The 20281-nt window shown below is 68.4% G+C and carries 18 protein-coding genes; 7 read left to right on the top strand and 11 right to left on the bottom strand.

Features of this window, described 5'->3' with window-relative positions:
- Positions 1 to 99 precede the first annotated feature (99 nt).
- On the top strand, positions 100 to 1380 hold the full coding sequence (locus HALDL1_02175; GenBank protein AHG02565.1) for an FAD/FMN-dependent dehydrogenase: 1281 nt from the start codon (positions 100 to 102) through the stop codon (positions 1378 to 1380).
- Positions 1381 to 1493: 113 nt separating this feature from the next.
- Positions 1494 to 2153: a heme-binding protein gene (locus HALDL1_02170; GenBank protein AHG02564.1), complete on the top strand. Its 660-nt coding sequence runs from the start codon at positions 1494 to 1496 to the stop codon at positions 2151 to 2153.
- Between the two features lie 205 nt (positions 2154 to 2358).
- On the opposite strand, the gene HALDL1_02165 is transcribed toward HALDL1_02170, so the two are convergent.
- Both HALDL1_02165 and HALDL1_02160 read right to left on the bottom strand, forming a co-directional pair.
- On the bottom strand, positions 2359 to 2712 hold the full coding sequence (locus HALDL1_02165; protein AHG02563.1) for a hypothetical protein: 354 nt from the start codon (positions 2710 to 2712) through the stop codon (positions 2359 to 2361).
- Positions 2713 to 2854: 142 nt separating this feature from the next.
- Positions 2855 to 4369: a hypothetical protein gene (locus HALDL1_02160; protein ID AHG05087.1), complete on the bottom strand. Its 1515-nt coding sequence runs from the start codon at positions 4367 to 4369 to the stop codon at positions 2855 to 2857.
- A gap of 326 nt (positions 4370 to 4695) precedes the next feature.
- Here HALDL1_02160 and rrmJ point away from each other — a divergent pair, with 326 nt between their 5' ends.
- A complete protein-coding gene (gene rrmJ / locus HALDL1_02155; protein ID AHG02562.1) occupies positions 4696 to 5469 on the top strand; it encodes a 23S rRNA methyltransferase in 774 nt (257 codons plus the stop codon).
- Here rrmJ and HALDL1_02150 read toward each other — a convergent pair.
- The 8 genes from HALDL1_02150 to HALDL1_02115 all read right to left on the bottom strand — a co-directional run bounded on the left by HALDL1_02150 (position 5466) and on the right by HALDL1_02115 (position 13274).
- Positions 5466 to 6635 (bottom strand): hypothetical protein, encoded by a 1170-nt coding sequence (locus HALDL1_02150; GenBank protein AHG05086.1) that lies wholly within the window; start codon positions 6633 to 6635, stop codon positions 5466 to 5468. The genes rrmJ and HALDL1_02150 overlap by 4 nt on opposite strands.
- Positions 6636 to 6692: 57 nt before the next feature.
- Complete coding sequence (locus tag HALDL1_02145; protein ID AHG02561.1) at positions 6693 to 7412, bottom strand: hypothetical protein; 720 nt, start codon at positions 7410 to 7412, stop codon at positions 6693 to 6695.
- Positions 7402 to 7578: a CopG family transcriptional regulator gene (locus HALDL1_02140; protein AHG02560.1), complete on the bottom strand. Its 177-nt coding sequence runs from the start codon at positions 7576 to 7578 to the stop codon at positions 7402 to 7404. The genes HALDL1_02145 and HALDL1_02140 overlap by 11 nt, the downstream gene beginning before the upstream one ends.
- A gap of 48 nt (positions 7579 to 7626) precedes the next feature.
- Entirely contained in the window at positions 7627 to 8886 is a 1260-nt protein-coding gene (locus HALDL1_02135) for a hypothetical protein (GenBank protein AHG05085.1), read from the bottom strand.
- Between the two features lie 67 nt (positions 8887 to 8953).
- Entirely contained in the window at positions 8954 to 10114 is a 1161-nt protein-coding gene (locus tag HALDL1_02130; protein AHG02559.1) for a signal peptidase, read from the bottom strand.
- Between the two features lie 51 nt (positions 10115 to 10165).
- Complete coding sequence (locus tag HALDL1_02125) at positions 10166 to 11029, bottom strand: hypothetical protein (protein AHG05084.1); 864 nt, start codon at positions 11027 to 11029, stop codon at positions 10166 to 10168.
- A gap of 46 nt (positions 11030 to 11075) precedes the next feature.
- Positions 11076 to 12515, bottom strand: coding sequence for a hypothetical protein (locus HALDL1_02120; GenBank protein AHG05083.1), 1440 nt, complete (start codon positions 12513 to 12515; stop codon positions 11076 to 11078).
- A 336-nt stretch (positions 12516 to 12851) separates the two neighbouring features.
- Positions 12852 to 13274, bottom strand: a complete 423-nt coding sequence (locus HALDL1_02115; GenBank protein AHG05082.1) for a hypothetical protein — start codon at positions 13272 to 13274, stop codon at positions 12852 to 12854.
- A 552-nt stretch (positions 13275 to 13826) separates the two neighbouring features.
- Between HALDL1_02115 and HALDL1_02110 the strand changes: the two genes are divergently transcribed.
- The 3 genes from HALDL1_02110 (at position 13827) to HALDL1_02100 (ending at position 16803) form a co-directional block, all read left to right on the top strand.
- A complete protein-coding gene (locus HALDL1_02110) occupies positions 13827 to 14405 on the top strand; it encodes a hypothetical protein (protein AHG02558.1) in 579 nt (192 codons plus the stop codon).
- The gene (locus HALDL1_02105; GenBank protein AHG05081.1) at positions 14398 to 15162 is read left to right on the top strand and encodes a hypothetical protein; all 765 of its coding nucleotides are present in this window, start codon (positions 14398 to 14400) and stop codon (positions 15160 to 15162) included. Before HALDL1_02110 ends, HALDL1_02105 begins: the two co-directional genes overlap by 8 nt.
- A 90-nt stretch (positions 15163 to 15252) precedes the next feature.
- The gene (locus HALDL1_02100; GenBank protein AHG05080.1) at positions 15253 to 16803 is read left to right on the top strand and encodes a hypothetical protein; all 1551 of its coding nucleotides are present in this window, start codon (positions 15253 to 15255) and stop codon (positions 16801 to 16803) included.
- On the opposite strand, the gene HALDL1_02095 is transcribed toward HALDL1_02100, so the two are convergent.
- Positions 16792 to 18960 carry a protein export gene (locus tag HALDL1_02095; protein ID AHG02557.1) on the bottom strand — a complete coding sequence of 723 codons (2169 nt, stop codon included), beginning with the start codon at positions 18958 to 18960 and terminating at the stop codon, positions 16792 to 16794. The two genes, HALDL1_02100 and HALDL1_02095, sit on opposite strands and share 12 nt — an antisense overlap.
- 92 nt (positions 18961 to 19052) lie before the next feature.
- Between HALDL1_02095 and HALDL1_02090 the strand changes: the two genes are divergently transcribed.
- Positions 19053 to 20159: a protein export gene (locus tag HALDL1_02090; GenBank protein AHG02556.1), complete on the top strand. Its 1107-nt coding sequence runs from the start codon at positions 19053 to 19055 to the stop codon at positions 20157 to 20159.
- Positions 20160 to 20281 lie beyond the last annotated feature (122 nt).

The raw sequence follows: 20281 nt of genomic DNA, 5'->3' as shown, positions 1-20281 counted from the left end.
AAAGTGGCGTTAATCGGGATTGATTCGGCGGCTCGGCGGTGAAATTCCGCTTCAGGGCGTTCCCCCTTTACGTGGCGTGGGCGTCTGGCCCCGAGTGCAATGAGCCACACTCTACCGACCGTACTGGTCGCCGCACTGGTCGTGCTCGCCGGCTGTGCCGGCGGCATCGCGGGACCGGGCGCGTCCAGCCCCGGCGCGACGAGCGACGGCGACAGCGGCACCGTCCAGTTCTACGTGAGCGACGAGCAGAACGCTATCGAACAGTTCGCACACCTGAACGTGACCGTCACGAGCGTCGGCTTCAAGAAGGCCGAGGCCGACGGCGACGCGGCGGCGTCCGGCAACGCGTCTTCGGACGCCACGACGGTGACCGAGACCACGGACGACGAGGCCGAGAGTGACGAGACGGCGGCGAACGAGACAGCGGTCGAAGAGACGGAGACCAACGAGTCTGACGGCGAGTGGGTCGAGCGCGACGTCGACTCGCGGACCGTCGACCTGACCGAACTCCAGGGCGACAACGCCACGCTGCTGGGCAACCTCAGCGTGCCGTCGGGCGAGTACGAGACGGTCTTCGTCCACGTGGGCGAGGTCAACGGCACGCTGAAGACCGGCGAGCAAGTGAACGTCAAACTCCCCTCCCAGAAGCTCCACCTCAACAAGAACGTGGAGGTGACGAGCGCGGGCAACGTGAACTTCGTCTTCGACATCACCGTCTTCGAGGCGGGCAACGGCGGGAAGTTCATCCTGAAGCCGGTCGCCAGCGAGTCCGGCACCGACGTTCCCATCGACGTCGTCGGCGGTGACGGCGAGAAGGGCGAGCGGGAACTTCGCGCGAGCGTCGTCGGGAACGTCTCGGCCGGCGAGAACGCGACCGTGAAGGTCACGAAGGGCGGCGAGGCCGTCGCGAACGCCGAGGTTCGCGTCGACGGTGAGGTCGTCGCCACGACGGACGCGAACGGCACCGCGACCGTCCAGGTGCCCGCCGACGTCGAGGAGTTCGAACTGACGGCCACCACGGTCGAGAGCAGCGAACACGGCGAGGGTGAGGCCGAACTCGAACTGGAGTTCGGCGAGAGCGAGGACAGCGAGGCGGACGACAGCGACGACGGGACGAACGCGTCGGTGGACCTCGCCGTCGCGCTCGAGGGCTCGTTCACCGCGGGCGAGAACGCGACTGTCGTCGTGACCGACGGCGACGGTGAGGCCGTCGAGAACGCCACTGTCGCCGTAGACGGCGAGGTCGTCGGCGAGACGAACGCCGACGGCGAGCTGACCGTCGAGGTGCCGGCGAACGCGAGCGTGGACTCCGAACTGACGGTGACGAGCGATGGCGAGACGCTCACCGTCGACGTGTCGGCGGTCGCCGCGGCGAACTGACGACTCGACCGCGACCCGACTGTGGAATCAGCGCAGCCGCGGGCGCCGGAACGCGGGGTTCCGGTGGGCCGCTCCGACTGAACGCTTATTCTCCTCAGAGCCCTACGACTCGTGTGCGTAACTCCACCAGACTCCTGGCTGCGGCCACCGGAGTCGTAGTCACGGCGGCGCTCGCCTCTGCGGCCGTGACGTACCGGTCCCGCCAGACCGAGCAACTCGACTACGAGACCGTACTCGCGCTCGACGGCGTCGAACTGCGGCGCTACCCGGAGGCGGTCGCCGTCGAGACCACCGCCGGGGACCGGCGGGAAGCGTTCTCGCGGCTGTTCGGCTACATCAGCGACGAGAACGCCGGCGAGCGGAACATCGAGATGACCGCGCCCGTCCGGATGGAGGCGGCCCGAATCCCGATGACGGCGCCCGTCCGCGTCAGCCCGACAGCGATGCTGCCCGGGGCTGACGGACCGTCGACCGACGAGGACGTCCGGATGGCGTTCTATCTACCCAACGAGTACACGCCCGAGACCGCGCCGGAGCCCACCGATCCCGACGTCTCCCTCGTGACCGAGCCGGCGCGGACGCTCGCAGTCCGGGGGTTCTCCTGGCGGCCGACCGTCGGCCGCATCCGCGACAACGAGCGGCGACTGCTGGAGCGCCTGGACGAGCACGGCATCGAGCCGACCGGCGACCCGTTCTTCCTCGGCTACGACTCCCCGGGCACCCTCCCGTTCCTCCGCACGAACGAGGTTGCGGTTCCCGTACAGGCCGACTGACGGGGAACGACGCGAGGTCCCGTATCGCGGCAGGCCGGGTTCGGTACCACAGAGTCCGCAATCGAGCGAGCAACCCGCCGACGAACGCGGCGGTCACGAGAGTTTTGACGTCCCCGTACGACTAGAGGGGTGGAACTCCACTGCAAGAAGTGGCGGGGGGACCGCGTCGCGTTCTGCTTCTGTTCGGGGAGCGCGAGTGGGGCGGTTACGACGCCATGTTCCGGCAGCTCTCGGCGCACTCCCGGAGCACCTCCGCGGTGACCTGGCAGTGCTCGGCGTCGTGGCTCTCGCACTCGTCCGCGCAGGCCTCACACGCCTCGACGCACGCCTCGGCGAAGTGGCCGCTGTACTCCGAGCCCCGGGCCATGAACCGGGCGTGCATCGAGGTGATGTCCGCGATGTCCCGGCAGAGACGGGCACACTGCTCCATCTCCTCGCTCCCGAGACACTCGTCGGCGCACCACTCCGAGACCTCCGCGGCCTCGTTGCAGATCTCGATGCAGTCCCGCTCCTCCTCGGACAGCCGGTCTATCTTGGACACCGTCTCGGCCAGTGACATAGTGCGTCGTACTCGGGCTTCCGCCAGCATACGCTCCCGGCTTGCATCTGCCGAGGATAGAATAGGGGCTGCGGGGAGGGGGCCCCAGCAGCGTTGCGTGCCCTCACCCCCGCCTCGACCCGCCCGTCGTTCGGTCAGTCGGTTACGGGTCGGTCGTGTCCACGCCACTGATCTCGAATCGAGCCCCGCCAGCACGGCCGTCGCGCACCGCGATGTCCCAGCCGTGACTGTCGACGATCTCGGTGACGATGTACAGGCCGAGCCCCGTCCCGTCTGCCGCTGTCGAGAAGCCACGCACCAGCACTCGCTCGGCGTCACCGTCCGGAATCCCGGCGCCGTCGTCCGCGACGTAGAACCCGTCCTCGCAGTCGCCAATGGTGACGGTCACGTCCTCGCCACCGTGTTCGACCGCGTTCCGCACGAGATTCTCCAGCAGCTGTTGGGTGCGGCGCCTGTCGGCGCGAATCGTGCGGTCGGTCTCGAGGGCGAGGGTGGCGTCTGCCGTCTCCGTGTGCTGCCAGCACTCCTCGGCCAGCGCTCGGAGCGCCACCGGTTCCGGAGCGACCACCGCCTCGTCGTTCCGCGCGAGCGCCAGCAGCTCCTCGATGAGGGTCTCCATCTGGTCGAGTGACTCCGCGACGGCACCGAGATGCTCGCTCTCGCACTCGCTCCGCGCCATCTCGAGTCGCCCCCCGGCGACGTTCAACGGATTCCGGAGGTCGTGGGAGACGACGCTCGCGAACTCCTCGAGCCGCGACGTCCGTTCCTGGAGTTCGCGCTCCTGTTCTTTCCGGTCGGAGATGTCCATCGACGTGACGTAGACCCGCGAGAGGTCGTCGCTGTACTCGTCGGGGACGTGGACTTCGATGAGTTCGTGTTTGCGGTCGCCCCCCAGGGTCTGGCCGACCGTCTCCCACCGAAAGTTCCGCTCGCCGGCCGCGAGGGCCACCCACATGTCCCGCATCGTCTCGAACGCGTCGTCGGTGAACACCTGCTCCAGGTTGTCGATTAGTACCTCCTTCGACGGTGCCCCGTAGTAGTCGAGGGCGTTCTCGTTCACGTCGATGACCTCGATATTCGCCATCAGTCGCCGAACGACGTCGGGGTGGTCGTCGAGGTAGGCGGCGAGGTCGTCGACATCCTCGGTGAGCGCGTCCAGCTCCTGCATGCTCGCCGAGTAGTCCTCCTCCCAGATGACGAGGGGGCTGTTCTCGAACAGCGACCGGTACCGCTTCTCGGCCGCCCGTTCCTGTTTCGTGAGCCGGTACTTCGCGACGCTGTTCGTGACGCGGTTGGCGAGAATCTCGTACTGCTCGGTGCCGCCCCCTTTCTGGAGGTAGTCGGTGGCACCGCGGGTGATGGCGTCGCTGGCGATCTCCTCGCTGCCCTTCCCCGTGAAGACGATGAACGGGAGGTCGGGAGTGCCATCGCGGACGGCGTCGAGCAGTTCGAGGCCGTTCGTCTCCGGCATCTCGTAGTCGCTCACGATGCAGTCGACTTCCATCGACTCTACCCGCTCGAGTGCATCTCGGGCGCTCGTTGCGGTGGTGACCGAGAACCGCGAGTCGTGGCGTTCGAGGTTGGTGGCCGTCAGGTCGACGAGGTCGAGATTGTCGTCGACGCAGAGAATAGAGATGCGGTCGGGGTCTGCCGACATAGGTACAGTGTATCAGATGGGGAGGATAACCGTTTGGGATTGCTACACAAGGCCACGGTGGTGAGCGCAACCGGGGGAATACACGCTCCGAGATTCGCCAGAATGCTCGTGGTTGCGGGAGGCGTCGTCGCGGTGGGTGCCGCGAGTGATTCGTGGACGAACCGACGATGGGCGCGGAGAGACGGGATCTCACACATCACGCCCTCTCGTGGCCGGTCGGCTGCGCGCGACCCATCCGATGCGCCTTTCCGGGTCGGCGGCGTCCCTTTGCGTATGAACGCGGCGTCGCCGGCGGTAGACGGGCGGAACGGAGCGGTGAACTGACCATGGGGAACGGCAAGGACCACTACTACAACAAGTCGAAACAGGAGGGCTACCGGACCCGGGCCGCCTACAAACTGCAGCAGATCGACGACGAGTTCGGCCTGCTGTTCGGCGGCGCGACGGTCGTGGACCTCGGCGCGGCGCCCGGCGGGTGGCTGCAGGTCGCCGCCGAGGAGGCCGGAGCACGCGGACGGGTCATCGGTGTCGACTTCCAGCGCATCGACGACATCGACACCGAGGCCGGCTTCCAGACCATCCGCGGCGACATGACCGAAGAAGACACCCGCGAGCAGATTCGGCAGGCTGCGGGTTCGAGCGGCGTCGACGTCGTCCTCTCGGACATGGCGCCGAACATGACCGGAGAGTACAACCTCGACCACGCGCGCTCGGTCCACCTCGCGCGGCAGGCCCTCGACACCGCCCGCGAGGTCCTCGTGGACGGCGGCCACTTCGCGGTGAAGGTCTTCGACGGCCAGGACTTCAAGGAGTTCCTCGCGGACGTCGAGGAGGAGTTCGCGTTCACCCGGACGTACACGCCGGACGCCTCCCGTGACTCCTCTTCGGAACTGTACGTCGTGGCGAAGAACCGCGTGGACGCGCCCGTCGAGGAGGGCGACAGCCTCGAGGTCGACATCGTCGGCGAGGGCGACGAGGGCGACGGCGTGGCGAAGGTCGACGGCTACACCATCTTCGTGCCCGACGCCGACGAGGGAGAGACCGTCGAGGTCGAAGTGACTGACGTGAAGCCGAACTTCGGGTTCGCCGAACGGCGCTAGTCCCGGAGGTTCTCGCGGAGGCGTTCGAACGTCGGCGCGTGGAAGACGACGTACAGTCCGTTGGCGTCGTCGACCCGGACCGAAGCCTCGTTCTCGTCGGCGTCGATCGACGCGTCGAGCGCGACGAACTCCTCGACCCCCTTCGAGTACCGATAGACCTCGAGTTCCGACTCCGAGCCGTTCGCCGGGAGGCGGGACTCGTTGTACTCGAAGGTGAGGAACGCGTGGTCGTGGGACGCCGTCGCCTCCACGTGGGCGTACCAGGCGACCACGGCGTCGCTCAGCGGGTCCTCCGTGACGCCGATGGGTCGCACCCTGACGTCGCCGTGGTCGGCGTGCTCGGGGACGCCGACGAGCGTCACGAGGCCGCGTGAGTCCCCGGAGAAGCCGACGGGGACGTCGGCCGTGAGGCGGCGCTGGTCGCCGCCGAAGCCGCGGTAGTCGCCGTGGCGGCGCGCGTCGTCAACCCAGGCCGGGCGCTCGACGTGCGTGTCACCGACTGCCGAGAGTTCGTAGGTCAGCGAGACGGGCGTTCCGCCGCGGTCGTAGCGGTAGGACGCCTCGACGACGCGGCCCTCAGCGGTGGCGAGCACCTCGCCCCGGACGTTCGTCAGCCCGGCGGCCTCCGTCTGGTTCGACCCGCTGACGGTGAGTCGCCAGCGGGTGCGGCCGTCGCGTTCGACGGTGCCGTCCCGTGAGAGTGCGGGTGCTGGGCGGCCGTCGGCCACACCGAGCGCGCGACGGAGCGCGGGCGGTGCGACGTACTGCCCCCGCGGGGAGTGGTCGTAGCGCGCCGACCAGTTCGAGACGACGTACTTCGCTCCCGCCTCGTCGGCCGGCCAGTACGACCGACCGTCGGCGACGAAGACGTTCGCCGTCCCGCCGAACGCCGTCTCCTGTTCGACGCGCGCGGTGCCGTTCGTGCTCACGCGGGCGGTGGCCGCGTTGCCCTGACCCGCCGGTCCGTCGGGGAGCGCCGCGGTGAACGACTCGTTGTCGAGGGACGCGACGTGCGCGTCGAGGAGGACGGTGGCGTTCACCTGGCCTCCCTCGACGCCCGGCGGTGGCGACGGGGCGCCGTCCCCACCACCGAGCGGGCCGAGCGCGCCGCTACACCCGGCGAGGACGACCAGCGTACAGACCGCGAGTGCCCTGGTTGCTGTCACGTACCGCGCTCCGCGGTACGTGGTGATAAAACCGGGCGACGCTCCCGTGAGAAGAGGCTACTCCGCAGTGGGCGTGGCCCCGAGGCCGCGGCCGCGGAACGCGCCGACCACGGCGTAGACGAACGGCGTGTCGAGGACGGCGATGGCGAGTTTGAGGACGTACTGGCCGACGATGAGCGAGAGAATCTGGTCCGTCGGGTAGACGGAGCCGACGCCGAGGACGGCGGGCGCGACGGCGAACGCGACGGTGACGAAGATGACCGTGTCGAGGGCCTGGCTGGTCGCCGTCGAGGCGATGTTCCGCACCCAGAGAAGGTCCTCGCCGGTGCGCTCGCGGATGGCGTGGAACGCGAGGACGTCCCAGTTCTGGCTCACGACGTACGCGAGCAGGCTCCCGACGACGATGTTCGCGCTCGACCAGAGCACGCGGGAGAATTCGGCCTGACCGACGCCGGAGAACGGCGCGATGGGGGCCTCGATGGTGGTGTAGACGAGCGCGAGCATCACGAGCGTCATCGCGAAGCCGACGTTCACCATCACCTGGGCGGCCCGGCGGCCGTACAGTTCGGAGTAGCAGTCCGACGCGAAGAACGTCAGCGCGTAGGCCAGCGCCGCGCCCGGCATCACGAGCGCGCTGCCCGTGACCGGGAGCGTGAGACCGAACGGCAACTCGAACATGAGGAGTTTCGAGGCGGTGAGCTGGGCGGTCACCAGCGCGGTGACGAACAGGGCGACGAGGACGATGCGCCCAGTCGCCAGGCGCTCCTCACTCGTCATCGTCGAGCCTCCCGTGGCGGTCGTCGATGTCGTCGAGGACGTCGAGGGTCTTCCGGATGGACGCCCGGATGGCGTCGCTGCGGTTCACGAACTTGCCGTCGTCCCCGACGTGCTCGTCGAGGTCCGCGAGGAGTTCCTCGGGCACCTCCACGCTTATCTTTGGCATATGACTGCAGTAATACCCGGAGAATATAAGCGCCGCGTTCGGGGCCGGTCAGTCCTCGGGTTCGACCACGCCGGCGCGCTCCGCTGCCTCGCTCGCGTCGGCGCTCGAACCGTCGACGCCGCCCGCGTCGTCGCCGGCATCCGCGGTTGGAGCGTCCTCTCCGGTTCCTCCGGCCGTCTCGGCCAGACCGAGTACCCCCCGCAGGTCGAACTCGGCCGCGGCGTCGGCCGGGAGCGGTGACGGGTCGTCGACGAGTTCGGGCGGGTCGAAGCTGAGGAGCAGGTCCGGGGTGACCGCGAAGAACGACCCGGTCCGGGTGTCCTCGACGACGCCGACGTCGGAGTCGATGGCGAAGTCGACGACGTCGGCCAGGGACTCTGCCTCCGTCCGCTCCCGGTCGAGCACTGACTCGGGGAGGCGCGCGCGGACGACCCACTCGTCGAACTCGGCACGGTCGTCGCGGTACGCGAGGTACTCCCGCTCGACGTCGGTCAGTTCGAGCGCGGCGCGGCGGTGGGTGAGGGCGAGCGCCGCCAGGCCGACTACCCCGGCGAGGAGTAGCAGCGGTCCGCCGACCGTCCACAGCGGTCCGTACGTCCGCGGCACCGCGACGACCTGGGTGGTAGTCGCGGCCGCCTGGGTCGACTCCGCCTGACCCACCGTGTAACTCGTGCTACCGATGGACAGCGGGAGGCTGTGCGTGAGCGACTTGCCCGGACCACCGCCGGCCGCGCTGGCGTTCACGGCCACCACGACCGCCGTCTCTATCTTGCCCGGCGTCTCGCCCAGCGACTCCTGTATCGCTGCGACGCGGTCGTTCACTCGGCTGGCGTTCACGGCGAAGTCCACGGTCGCGGTCTCGCCCCTGTCGAGCGTGGTCTCGTTCGCGGCCAGCGGCGTGCGCTCGGTCCAGAACACCGCGCCCTCCTCGCCCACCGAGCGCGCGACGAGCGTGGCGTTCATCGAGACGGACAGCGACCCGGAGTCGGCGTCCGTGTCGCGGTAGGTCGCCGCGAACGTCCCGTCGAGCACCGGCGTGACGGTGGTGAAGTACGTCGAGCGCCCCCGGAGTTCGGTCCCCTCCTCGAAGACGGGGTTCTCGGCCACGACGGTCGCCGAGTGGCTGTAGTCGGCGGTGACCGCCCAGTTCGTCACCGTCTGGCGCTCCTCGGTGGTCCCGGGCGCGGCGTAGGCGGTGGCCGTGGCGTAGCCGCCGGCCATCGCGCAGACGGCCAGCGCGACCACGAGAACCGGGAGCCACGACGCGGCGAACGACCGAATCCCCAGCCAGCGACTGTCCCCTGCCATGCCCAACGCCTGTGTCATCCGGGCCCAAAGAACTGTTGGTGACCTGAACCGACTGCCGGTGGTCGGGTCACCGGAACCGGCGACGGATGCGGCCCAGCAGCGACCGGTCGTGTCTGGACTGCCGGCGCCGGAGCCTGACGCGGCGCCCGCGCAACACCCCCAGGCCGAGGAGCGCGATGCCGCCCGCGAGCACCGCGTCGATGGCGACGATGGGGAGCCACGGGTGGAGCCGGTAGAGCCCGTCGAGCAGCGACGTCGGGAGCACTGCCAGGTAGCGATGTTCGGCCACGTACCGCCGATAGTAGCCGGTCTCGGGCGGCGCCGACAGCGTCACCTGGGCGCTCCCCGAGGACCGCCCGCCGACGTACTGCCGCGCCGGTTCGACAGCGACGCCGCCGCTGGCGGGTTCGAGGTAGGTCACGACCGGCACCAGGCCGTCGTTGGGGAGGCGGTACGTGAACGTCGAGGACTCGCCCGCCCGAATGGTGGTCGGGCTCTCGGAGTCGAACTCTGCGCTGACGACGCCGTACTCCTCGGTGCCGGCCGGCACGACCATCGCCGCGGTCGCGGAGACGACGAGCAGGCCCGCGAGCACGGCGACGACGACGCCCGGTGAGATACCCTGGTCGCGAGAGCGCGAGCGTTCTCTGTCGCGCTCCCGGCCGCTGCTCACGAGCAAGTCGACGACGTAGAGCAGGGCCGACAGCGCGAACAGGAGGTACGTGAGCCCCTGGGTGCCCATCAGCGAGCGCGTGCCGGTGAGACTCGCGAGAGTGCGCTGCGTCTCGGTCACCGCGTTCTGGACGCCCATCACGGCGGTACCGAGGTTCGGAATCACGACCACCTCGCCGTTCACCGCCAGCGCCTTCGCGACGACCTGCGCGCGCTTCACCGGTGGCTCGTCGCCGTCCTGGTCGGTGAACGGGTTCGCGTCCCCCCGCGTGACGAATCCCCGTTCCGTCTCCCCCACGACCCGGTGGGTGGTCAGGCCGCCGCCGTGGAGCTCCTTGGCGCGGAACACCACGACGTCGCCCTCCTCGATGTCGCCGTCGACAGCGGTGGGGACGGCGACGAAGCCGTCGCCCGGCTCCATCGTCGGCGACATGCTCCCGGTCTCGACGTAGCCGAGCAACACCGGGTAGCCCAGCACCTGTCCGGCGACGAGTGCGAGCACCATCCCGACGAGGAGCGCCTCGCCGGCGAGCGTGAGGATGCGCCGCGAATCCATCGAGTGTCGGACGGGTGAACGTATCAGCGAGGCATAAATCCTTGGACGGCGTCAGTCCGCGGCGTCCACCGCGCGCGCCGGCGTCGCTTCGAACAGACCGAGTTCCAGAGCGACGTACGGCGCGACGAACGCGAGACAGAACCCGAGCAGGTGGGCGTACAGGTTCAACACGCCCCCCTCGACGCCAGGCGACGCTGGAAACGCGACGAACGGCGTCGCCAGGTACAACACCAGACCGACGACGAGCAGGTCGAGCCACCCCGCCGTCGACGCGCCGGTCGACGCCCGCGGCGCGTCGCTCCGGACGAGCGGCACGGCGTACGCCACCGCCGCGACTGCGGCCACCCCGGCAACGCCCACACTCACCGGCGACCAGGGGAGTGCCACCACCGCGACGACGGCGAGCGCGGCGAAGAACAGGCCGGGCGCGTGTCGCAGACGGACGCGGGCGTCGAGTCTCCGCCGCGCGTAGGCGACGAGCAACAGCGGAAGCAGTCCCGCGAACGCGAGGTTCACCCCCGAGAACCCGTAGCCGACGGCGTTCCGCGGCACCGCGAGGTTGAGTCCCGACAGCGCGAACGGCACCGCGAGCAGGTAGGTGGCGGTCGCCGTGCCGAACAGCTGGCGGCGGCCCGCGAGAGTCGCGAGCAGATAGCCGACGCCCGCGAGCAAGAGGAACGCCAGGACGTTCGCAAGCAGGTGTGAGCTCTCCAGGTGGACGAAGTGCGCGGTGTACGCCGTCGCGAGCGTCGGGTCCGTGTACCGGAACGCCAGCGACCGTCGCACGTCCAGCGGGAGCGCGAAGACGCCGACCAGCACCCCGGGCACGAGCAGCAGGAGCGCGACGTCCCGCAATCGCACGGCGCGTCGCAGGGCCGCCCGGAACGGCGGTCGACGGCCCGACTCGCTGTCCATGGGCGGAGTGGTCGTCCCGCCGCCAAAAGTCCACCCCACTGTCACGTCACTCCCGCGGGAGCCGCCGCACCAGCGCGAGCGTGGCGACGACGAGCGCGAGCATCACCGAGACGCCCGCGACCGCCTGGAGGTCGATGCCCGCCGGCTCCGCCACCGGCGTCTCGTCGGCACCGTCGGTCGCGGCCGCGTCAGACTCGTCCCCAGACCCACTGGCGGCGGTGGTCCCGTCCCCACTCCCAGCTTCGACCACGAGGCTGCCCGCGTCCGTCCCCCCCACAGCGACGTCGTACTCGCCCGGAGACGGTGTGGTCGTGAACGTCACTGTCGTCGATTCGCCCGCGTCGAGGGCGACCGCCTGTTCGGCCACCACGCGACCGTCGAGCGTGAGCGCGACAGTCCGTTCGCCCGCCGCGCCGCCCGCGTTCTCGACCTCGCCGGTCACGGTGACCGGTTCGTCGGCGGCCGCCGTCGCGGGGTCGACGGACGCGGACTGGACGCCGATCGCGGGCCGCTCCGCCGCGAGCACGAACGTCGAGAAGCCGTCCGCCTCCGCCGCGACGAACAGGCGACCGGCGCGCTCCCCAACCACCGTCGCGTCGACTTCGCTCCACTCGCCGTCGCTGTGCCGGTACAGCGTCAGGTCCCCGGCGTCCGTGTCGACCGCGTCGAGGTAGTCCTCGGCGACGCTGAACCGGAACGTCGCGCGTCGAATCTCCCGCTCGCTGCTCTTGGTCGTCACCTCGACGGCGCCGAGTGCGTCGGCTCCTGACGCGGGCAGCGGCCCCGCCGACGAGGCCCCCACGCGTCGCACGCCGACCGACAGCGCGCCGTCGGTCGCGCGCGTCACCGACAGCTCCTCGAGCGTCACGTTTGTCTCGACGACGCTCATCCCCGACGTGTCCAGCGCCACCGGCTCCCCCGCAGACGCGTGCAACACGGTGAACTGTCGGGAGCCCTCGGACGCCGCGACCGTCCGCACGTTCGGCCCGACCTTGTCGTCGACCGTCATCGCGTCGGCCGTCTCGGGCTCCGCGACCCGCGAGTGCACCGTGATGTCGTCGACATCCAAGTCGCCCTCCGTGGTATTCACACGCACGCTCACCGGTACGGCCTCGTCGGTACCAAGACGCACGCCCTCCGCCCGCGAGTCAACCGGCTGTCCAGCTACCTCGAAGGTGACTTCGTCCGAGTCCGCCGTCACCCAGACTTCTGCGTACCGGTCGCCCGTGTACCGCAAGTAGAACACGTCCCCGAACACCGTCACCGAGTCAGGATTTAACCCGGTCTCTCCCGGGGTGAGATCCAGCGCTAGCTTGCCGTCCGGCCCGATGGTCGCGTATTCGCTGTCAGCGGCCGGTAACAGCTCCACGCCTCCCGACACGTCGTCGCTCGGCCCGTCGAGCAGCGGCGCTGCTGCCGACGGGAACGCCAGCGTCCCCGCGAGCGCGAGCGCCGCAGCGAGTGCGAGTGTGCGTCGACTGATCACGCGTGCCCTCTACCGGAAGAACTCCATCCAGTTGCTCGGGACAATACAAGACTAAGGGGTAGTATTGGGGTGCCTGAAGGAAGTCAAGTCGTGTCTGAGTACGCCCCGAGACGGTGCGAGTGAGCGCGAAAATGATGTTCGTAAGCGGATTAGGAACCGTTGGGACGACCCTGGTTAGATGGAGTTACCGTCGACCTCGCTCACGTCTGTCCCGACGACCCCGACTTCCCGCTCGACGTTCGCGATGGTGACGGCTCCGCTATCGGGAGTACCAGCGCCTGCGACACCGCCGAGGCCGAGGAAAAAGATAGCCGTCTCGTGGTCCGTCTGGAGGCGCTAGCCCTGTGATGCGTCGGCCTTGATGTTCACCGTATCTGGGAGATCGTCCCATTTCGGCTTCCCACGAGTCAGGATCGTGACGTTGACGAAAACCTGCTCCCCGACGTCGAGTTGGTACGCGTTTCCAGGTCCTTCTATCGAGGTGCTGAAGTCGGAGTTGTCGTCCGACTCGGTGCCGTACCAGTTCACAGCGTCGTCACCATCGTTGTCCTCTATCCAGACGCCAACAGGCTGCGACCCCTGGTTGGTGATGCTGAAGACGCCGGTGAAGGAGTAGTCCGATTCCTGATTGATACCCGAGCCCGTGACGTCGGCACTCTTACCGAAAGCTAACTGGAGTGTTCCGTTGTTCCCCCCGACGGCGTAGTCGCTCGTGTCATTGAGCGCGAGGAAGGCCTTCTTGTCGCCAACAACTTGCATGTTTGCGCTGCGTTCGACGTTCGCGAAGTTGAACGCACCTGTACCAACTGCAGCCGCGCTAGCGGCGGCGAGCGATCCGAGTCCCGCGATGAACTTGCGTCGTTGCATTGTCGTATTACCTCGTTCGTGCACTCCCGCGGGCACCGCACGCCCCGAGAGCGCTCACTCACACCCAGGAGCCTTTTCCCCGTAGTATTGACACGACTGAACGTGGTTCAGCGTGGACGTGAAATGGCGGCCAGATGCGAAGGCTGTGCCAGCGCCGTCAGCCAGCACCGGATGGTCGGGTCTGAGAACGGCAAGTCGGCCGTATGGGTGGGCCTGAGAACTGGTCACCCGGGCCATAACTCAGTCCCGTGCGACCGATAGCAGTGGCCTAACGACGACTGCCTCACGAGAACTACAGGCAGGCGCCGAACTCGCCGATTGCCGTAAAATACCGTTAGAGGAGTTCAAACCCTCGCTAAACCCAGCGTCTGACAGCGGGCATACAGGCCAGAAATAAAAGAACCCCAACACTTATGATTGGTTGGGCGCATTGCATGTGTTGTTGTGGCATCGGTATCACATAGTGGGGGAGCGGATACGTCTTCGGGGCCAACTGAAGACGAACTGTTCGAGGTGCTCTCGAGCAGACGACGCCGGTACGCGCTGCACGTGCTCAAGGGGACGGAGTCGCCGGTCGAGATCGGTGACGTCGCCGAGCAGGTCGCCGCGTGGGAGTACGACACCGAGGTGGCGAAGGTGTCCTACGACGAGCGCAAGCGCGTCTACACGGCGCTCCAGCAGTCCCACCTCCCGAAGATGGACGACGCGAACGTCGTACAGTTCGACAAGAACCGCGGGCTCGTCGAACCGACGCCCGCGCTCGAGGACGTAGAGGTGTACATGGACGTCGTGAAGGGCAACGAGATCCCCTGGAGCACCTACTACCTGGGGCTCTCGGCCGTCGCCGCGACGCTGATGCTCGCCGTCGCGGTGAACGTGTGGCCGTTCACGATGCTCCCGGACCTCGCGTGGGGGGTCGCCACGGTCGCCGGGTTCGCCGTCTCGGCGGTCGCCCACCGCTACTACGCCCGGCAGAGCGAACTCGGCAGCGGCGAGCAGCCAGTCGAAGTGGACCATGAGTAGCCTCAAAGGACTCAGCATCGCGCTCGCAGTCCTCGCGGGCACCGGCCTGCTGCTGGGCACGTTCGGCTTCAGCGCCGCCTCCGCCGAGCGCGGCGTCTCCGTCGCCGTGGTGGACGACGAGAACGCGATGGTCGGCTACCAGGCCAGCGACCGACTCGCACCCGAGGGCCAGCGTGTGGACCTCGTCACGGTCACGAACCGACTGCCCGGCGACGTCGCGGTGACGGACGTCACCGTGGACGCGGACTCCTTCGCCATCAAGGACCTCTCCGAGCCCACGCTATCGCCGGGGACGACGGCGGTCGTCAGCGGAACCGTCGACTGCACACCGGGTGAGACCGAGACCGTCGAGGTGTCCGTCACCCTGGAGGGGAGTGGCGTGACCGCATCCATCTCCGGGGCGACGCGGGAGTTCGAACTCTCGTGTGCGAGCCTCGACGGCGCGACGTTCAACGGCAAGGGGAACTTCGAGGTCGATAGCACCGGCGTCTCGGAGACGAACATCGTCTACTGGACGAACGCGAGCGACGGCGGGTTCGAACGCCACGAACTCGACGACTTCGACACGGCGAAGAAACTACAGCCCCAGGTCCGGGGCCAACCGGGAGTCGTGGCCGTCTACTTCCCGGCGTTCGACACTACGTTCGTTCACCCGAACGTCGACGTGGAGACCGAGACCATCAGTAGCTGGGGTACCGGGAACCAGACCGCCGACCGGATCGAGGGACACCCGGCGTTCGACGAGCACGGAGAGTAGCGGGGTCGCGGACCGACCCAGACGTTCCCGTTCGCCGACAGAAAAGCTGTTCTGCGAGCCGTTAACTGTCAGTCCAGCGTTCTGTCGTCCGTGACGACAGACGGTTCACGGACCCACGGCCGAGACGCGCTCGTTTCCGACGCCCGCGAGTTCGCGGCGACCCTCGAAGACGCCCACCCCGACCCGTACGCCGGCCACGGCGGGCGGGTCGCGTTCCACCGGCACCTCGAAGAACTGGTCCGCGAGATTCCCGACGGCGGTCAGTCAGCGCCCGCGTTCGCCCGGCGACTCCAGCAGTTCGCCGCCCGCGTCCGCGACGGCCACACGAAGGTCGTCGTCCCGGACGACGCGTCGGCCGACGCCGACGGCCGCCTTCCGCTCGGCTGGCGCGTCGTCGGCGACGCCCTCTACGTGGAGGCGGTGTACGACGACGCGCACACCGACCTGCTCGGCGGCCGACTGCTGGCCGTCGAGGACGTCCCGGTCCCGGCGTTGCGGGAGCGAGTGGCGCGCACGGAGAGCAGCGACAACGCGTACGGCGACCGGAAGTCGCTCTGTGACGCGCTCGGACCGGACCCCGCCTCGCTGGACGCGCTCGTCGGGGACGCGACCACTCCCACGGTCACCGTCGAGACGACCGACGGCGAGCACCAGGAACGGACGCTCGCACGCACCGACGCAGCCGACCCCGTGGCGACGCTCGACGCTGCGCTCGACCACCCCGAGACGAGCGGCGAACCCGCCTACCGGTTCCTCGACGACGCGGCGCTTCTCAGGATTCCGGACTGTCAGACGCACCGCGAACCCCTGGAGGCCGCGCTGGCGATGTACGAGGAGGTGCCGGACCTCTACGACCTCCGGGAGACCTACCGACGGACCGCCGGCGAACCGGTGCCCGAGGACGACGCGGCGGTGCTCGCGGGCATCCCCGCGGCCACCGAGATATTCGTGGCTCTCGCCGAGGAGATGGCGTCGCGGGACACGGAGACGCTGGTCGTGGACACGCGCGGGAACGGTGGCGGGAGTTCCGTCGCCGCGTACGCGCTCACCTACGTCCTCCACGGCCGCGAGGGCGTCGCGACAGCCGCCGGCGACCAGTACAGTGTCTCGAAGGACTCCGCGCTCTACCGCGAGAACTACGGGGACGACGGTCCGGTCGCGGACACCGAGAACGCCGCCGGCTTCGACTTCGACTCCTACTTCACGGCCACTGGGGAGAAGGGCGCGTCCGTACTCGAGGAGCTGACGGAGCTGAGCGAGACGTTCGCCCGGGAGCTGGCGCGCGGGGACGACGCGGGCCGCTACTGCCCGGAGAACGTCGTCGTCGTGACCGACGCGGAGACGTTCTCGGCGGGCGTCGAGCCCGGAATCCTCCTCTCGAAACTCGGCGCACAGGTCATCGGCGTGCCGTCCGCGCAGTCGGCCAACGGGCCACGCGACGTGTTACTGAGCGACCTCCCGGAGACCGGCCTCGAATTCCGCGTCTCCTACCGCCACCACGTCTTCCAGCCAGGCCAGGACGGCACCGTGTTCGAGACCGACGTCGAACTCACGCCCGAGCGCTTCGAGGCGTACGGCCGCACGAGCGACGCCGGGGTGCGCCTCGCGCTCGACGCGGCGGCCGGCGAGTTACGCCTCTGAGGCCGGCGTCGGCGGCCCGCCGCGCCGCCCGCCGAGCGTGACGACGAACAGCATGCCGAGCCCGAGGAAGTACATCAGTATCATCGGGAGCGCGATGAGGAACATCGTGTAGAGGCTGTCCGGCGTGACGAGCGAACTGAACGCGAAGATGGAGAGCACGGGGACCCGCCAGCGCTCGCGCATCGTCCGGTAGGAGACGATGCCGCCGATGTGGAACAGCACCATCGTCACCGGGATGTCTGCCAGCAGGCCGATACCCACCGTCAGCAGGAACACCATCCACGCGAAGTTGCTGACGGTGTAGCTGATGACCATGTCCGACTGGAGCGCGTCGTAGACGAGGAAGGAGATGAGCTCCGGCGCCACGAACGAGTAGCCGACGTAGCTGCCGAGCGCGAGGCCGCCGACGATGCCGCCGCCCCACACGCCGATGGTGCGCCGGTCCCCCGTGACGAGGCCGCGGTCCGCGAGCGCCGGCCACATGTAGTAGACGAGGAGTGGGAGGACGCCGATGGCCGCCAGCACGGTCGAGATCTTCACCTGGAAGACGAGCGCCTCGACCGGGTGGAGGGTGATGGGCCACGCCACGTCGCCCGCCGGCTGGACGTCCTGGGGGATGCGCGCGATGAAGTCGTCCCGAGTCTCCGCGAACCCGCCGTAGTAGAGCCAGCCGAAGATGGTGACCAGCAGCGCCATGAACGTGCCGACGATGCGGAACGCCCGCGAGCGCAGGCTGCCGACGATGAACCGGATGTCGTAGTAGTAGCCGCCGATGTCGTCCTCCGTGGTCTCCTCCTCGGTGAACGCGTCCATCATCCCCGCGGCCGTGCTCTGGACGGTATTCGAGTCGTCGTCCTCCTCCGCTTCAGCCTGTTCTTCGAGGTCGGCCTGGACCTGGTCGAAGCGGTCGACGATGGCCTGGGCCTTCTCGTCGTCGCCGTCGTCGAGGGCGCGCTGGGCGGTCGCCATCGCCTCGTCCTCGCTCATCGACGCGAACTTCTCCTGGGGTGCGGCGCGGACGCCCTGCGCGTCGACGACGTCGAGGTCGATGTCGGTGGGTCGACCGCCACCCGCCGCGGCGACCGCCTGCGCGGCGCGCTCGACGGCGACGTAGACGTAGTAGAACAGCGTCGCGAGCAGCGCGACCGCGGCGAAGATGGCGCCCAGCAGCAGGTAGCTGGTCTCGACCGGGACGCCGAACGCCGCCGCCGCGGTCATCAGGCGGTAGGACGACCCGACGAACGCGAGCGCGTCGTTGATTCCGGCGACGCCGCCGAAGTTGCCGAACGCGTACCCCGCGCCGAAGCCGAGGACGGCGACGCCGAGGATGCGGTTCCAGCGCTCGCGGAACACGCCCCCGACGTCGACGTGTTCGCGGCCGCGTTTCATCGTGACGACGATCTTCGAGAGGTACAGCGACAGCCCGTACAGCAACACCAGGGGCGTCGCCCACAGCAGTTGCGTGAACGGGTCCGGCGGGGAGAACATCGCGCCGAACGCGAAGATGCCCATCACGGCGTACTTCCACTTGTCGCGGAACGTCTCGTAGGAGACGATGCCGGAGTACGAGAGCGCCGACATCAACAGGGGTAGCTGGGCTGCGAGCGCGAACGAGAGCGCGAGGAAGAAGATGAACTCCGTCCACTTCACGATGGAGTACTTCGGCGCCAGCCCGGAGCCGACGGCGTTGCCCGCCAGGAAGTCGAACATCAGCGGGAAGAACAGGAAGTAGGCGTAGGAGATGCCGATGGCCGCCAGCCCGAAGAAGACCACGACGAAGCCGAACACGTGGTACTTCGTGATGCGGAGTTCGGGGATCATGTCCCGCTCCTGCAGGGGTTCGCGGGCGTGGTAGAGGACCACCGGGATGATGAACGCGACGCCGGTGAACAGCCCGATCTTCACCTGCATCAGGATGACGTCGAACGGCGTCTGGGCGATAATCTGGGCGCTCTCGACGAGCAGGTCTTCGCGGAGCTCGGGCCAGACGTAGAGCCGCATCGCGAAGATGCCGCCGACCAGACCGAGAGCGAACGCGATGAAGACGTGCTGGAGGCGCTTTTGCATCGAGCGCAACAGCACACCGACGGTTTCCCGGCCGGAGCCGATGGCGCGCGCCGTGTCCGGATCCACGATGTCCGAGCCGGAGCCACTCATTGGGACCGGCTTACCCGCTCGCAATTATCAATCTTCCCGTCGAACGCCAAAAGAAAGCCTATAACGGACCCGCCGCCAAGTGGCGACCAGTAATGGCCGAGGACCCGGATGGCAGGCGCGACGTGCACGACGAGCGTGCCCCACGCGTCGACTGGAGCGACCTCGCGCCAGCGGTCCGTCGAATCGAAGAAGACCCGCCGGTTCGTGTCGCCTGGGAGGAGCTCACGCCCGCCGTCAGGACCATCGAGCCAGGCGGCCGACTCGGCGACTGGAGTGACCTCACGCCAGCGATTCGGCGGCAGTCGGGCGGCGACGACGAATGGACCGTCGAGGACTTCCACACCCCCGAAACCGAGGGCGAGTCGGCGGCGACCAACCCCCAGTTGCTCGCCGACGAGGAACACCAGGCCGACGACGCAGAGGCGTCCGTCATCGAACCGGAGGAGACGCCCGGCGACGAGGGCCTGGTGGCGAACGCACCCGAGACCGACGCCGAGCAGCCGCTCGCGGTCCACATCGAGGAGATGATCAAGCGCCTCGCCATCGTCATCGCCATCGCGGGGCTCGCCAGCGTCATCGTCTTCCCGCTCACCGAGAACCTCATCACGACCATCTGGAACTACGTCCTCCCCGGCGGTGAGGCCGTCGACCCCCGCGTCTACCATCCCCTGGAACTCATCATCACGCAGGTGAAGGTCGCCAGCCTCGCTGGCCTCGTCGTCGCGCTCCCCGTCTTCGTCTACGAGTCCTACGCGTTCATGCGCCCGGGGCTGTACAAGCACGAGCGCCGCTACTACCTCGCGTCCGTCCCGATGAGCCTCGTGCTCGCCGTCCTCGGGGTCCTGTTCGCGTACCTCCTCGTGCTCCCGTACACGATGGACTACTTCCAGGGGTACACGCAGGGCACCGCGGACGTCGCGTTCGCGCTCGGCACCACGTTCAACCTCATCCTGATGGTGATGGGGTATCTCGCCGTCGTCTTCCAGATTCCCCTGTTCATCATGCTCGCCATCATGCTCGGCGTCGTCACGCGGCGCTGGCTGGAGGGGCGCCGCCTGCTGTTCTGGGCGGCGTTCGCGGGCATCTCGTTCACGTTCGGCGCCATCGACCCGACCGGCGTCGTCCCCATCATCGTCGCCATCACGATGATTGCGCTGTTCGAGGGGACCCTCGCGGTGTTGCGGTGGACGGGTAACTAGAACCCACTTTTTGCGCTGCACGGGGGCGCCGCTGGCGCCCCCGTTCGGCAAAAACTTGGTCGTGTCGCAAAGTCCTCTAGAGTTCAGTAGTAACTGGCTCCCGTGAGGAACGGGTCGCCTCT

Origin of the sequence: Halobacterium sp. DL1 (assembly GCA_000230955.3) — an archaeon.
Taxonomy (GTDB): domain Archaea; phylum Halobacteriota; class Halobacteria; order Halobacteriales; family Halobacteriaceae; genus Halobacterium.
Note: the sequence above shows the minus strand (reverse complement) of the source record. Positions and strands in the feature narration are given on the sequence as shown.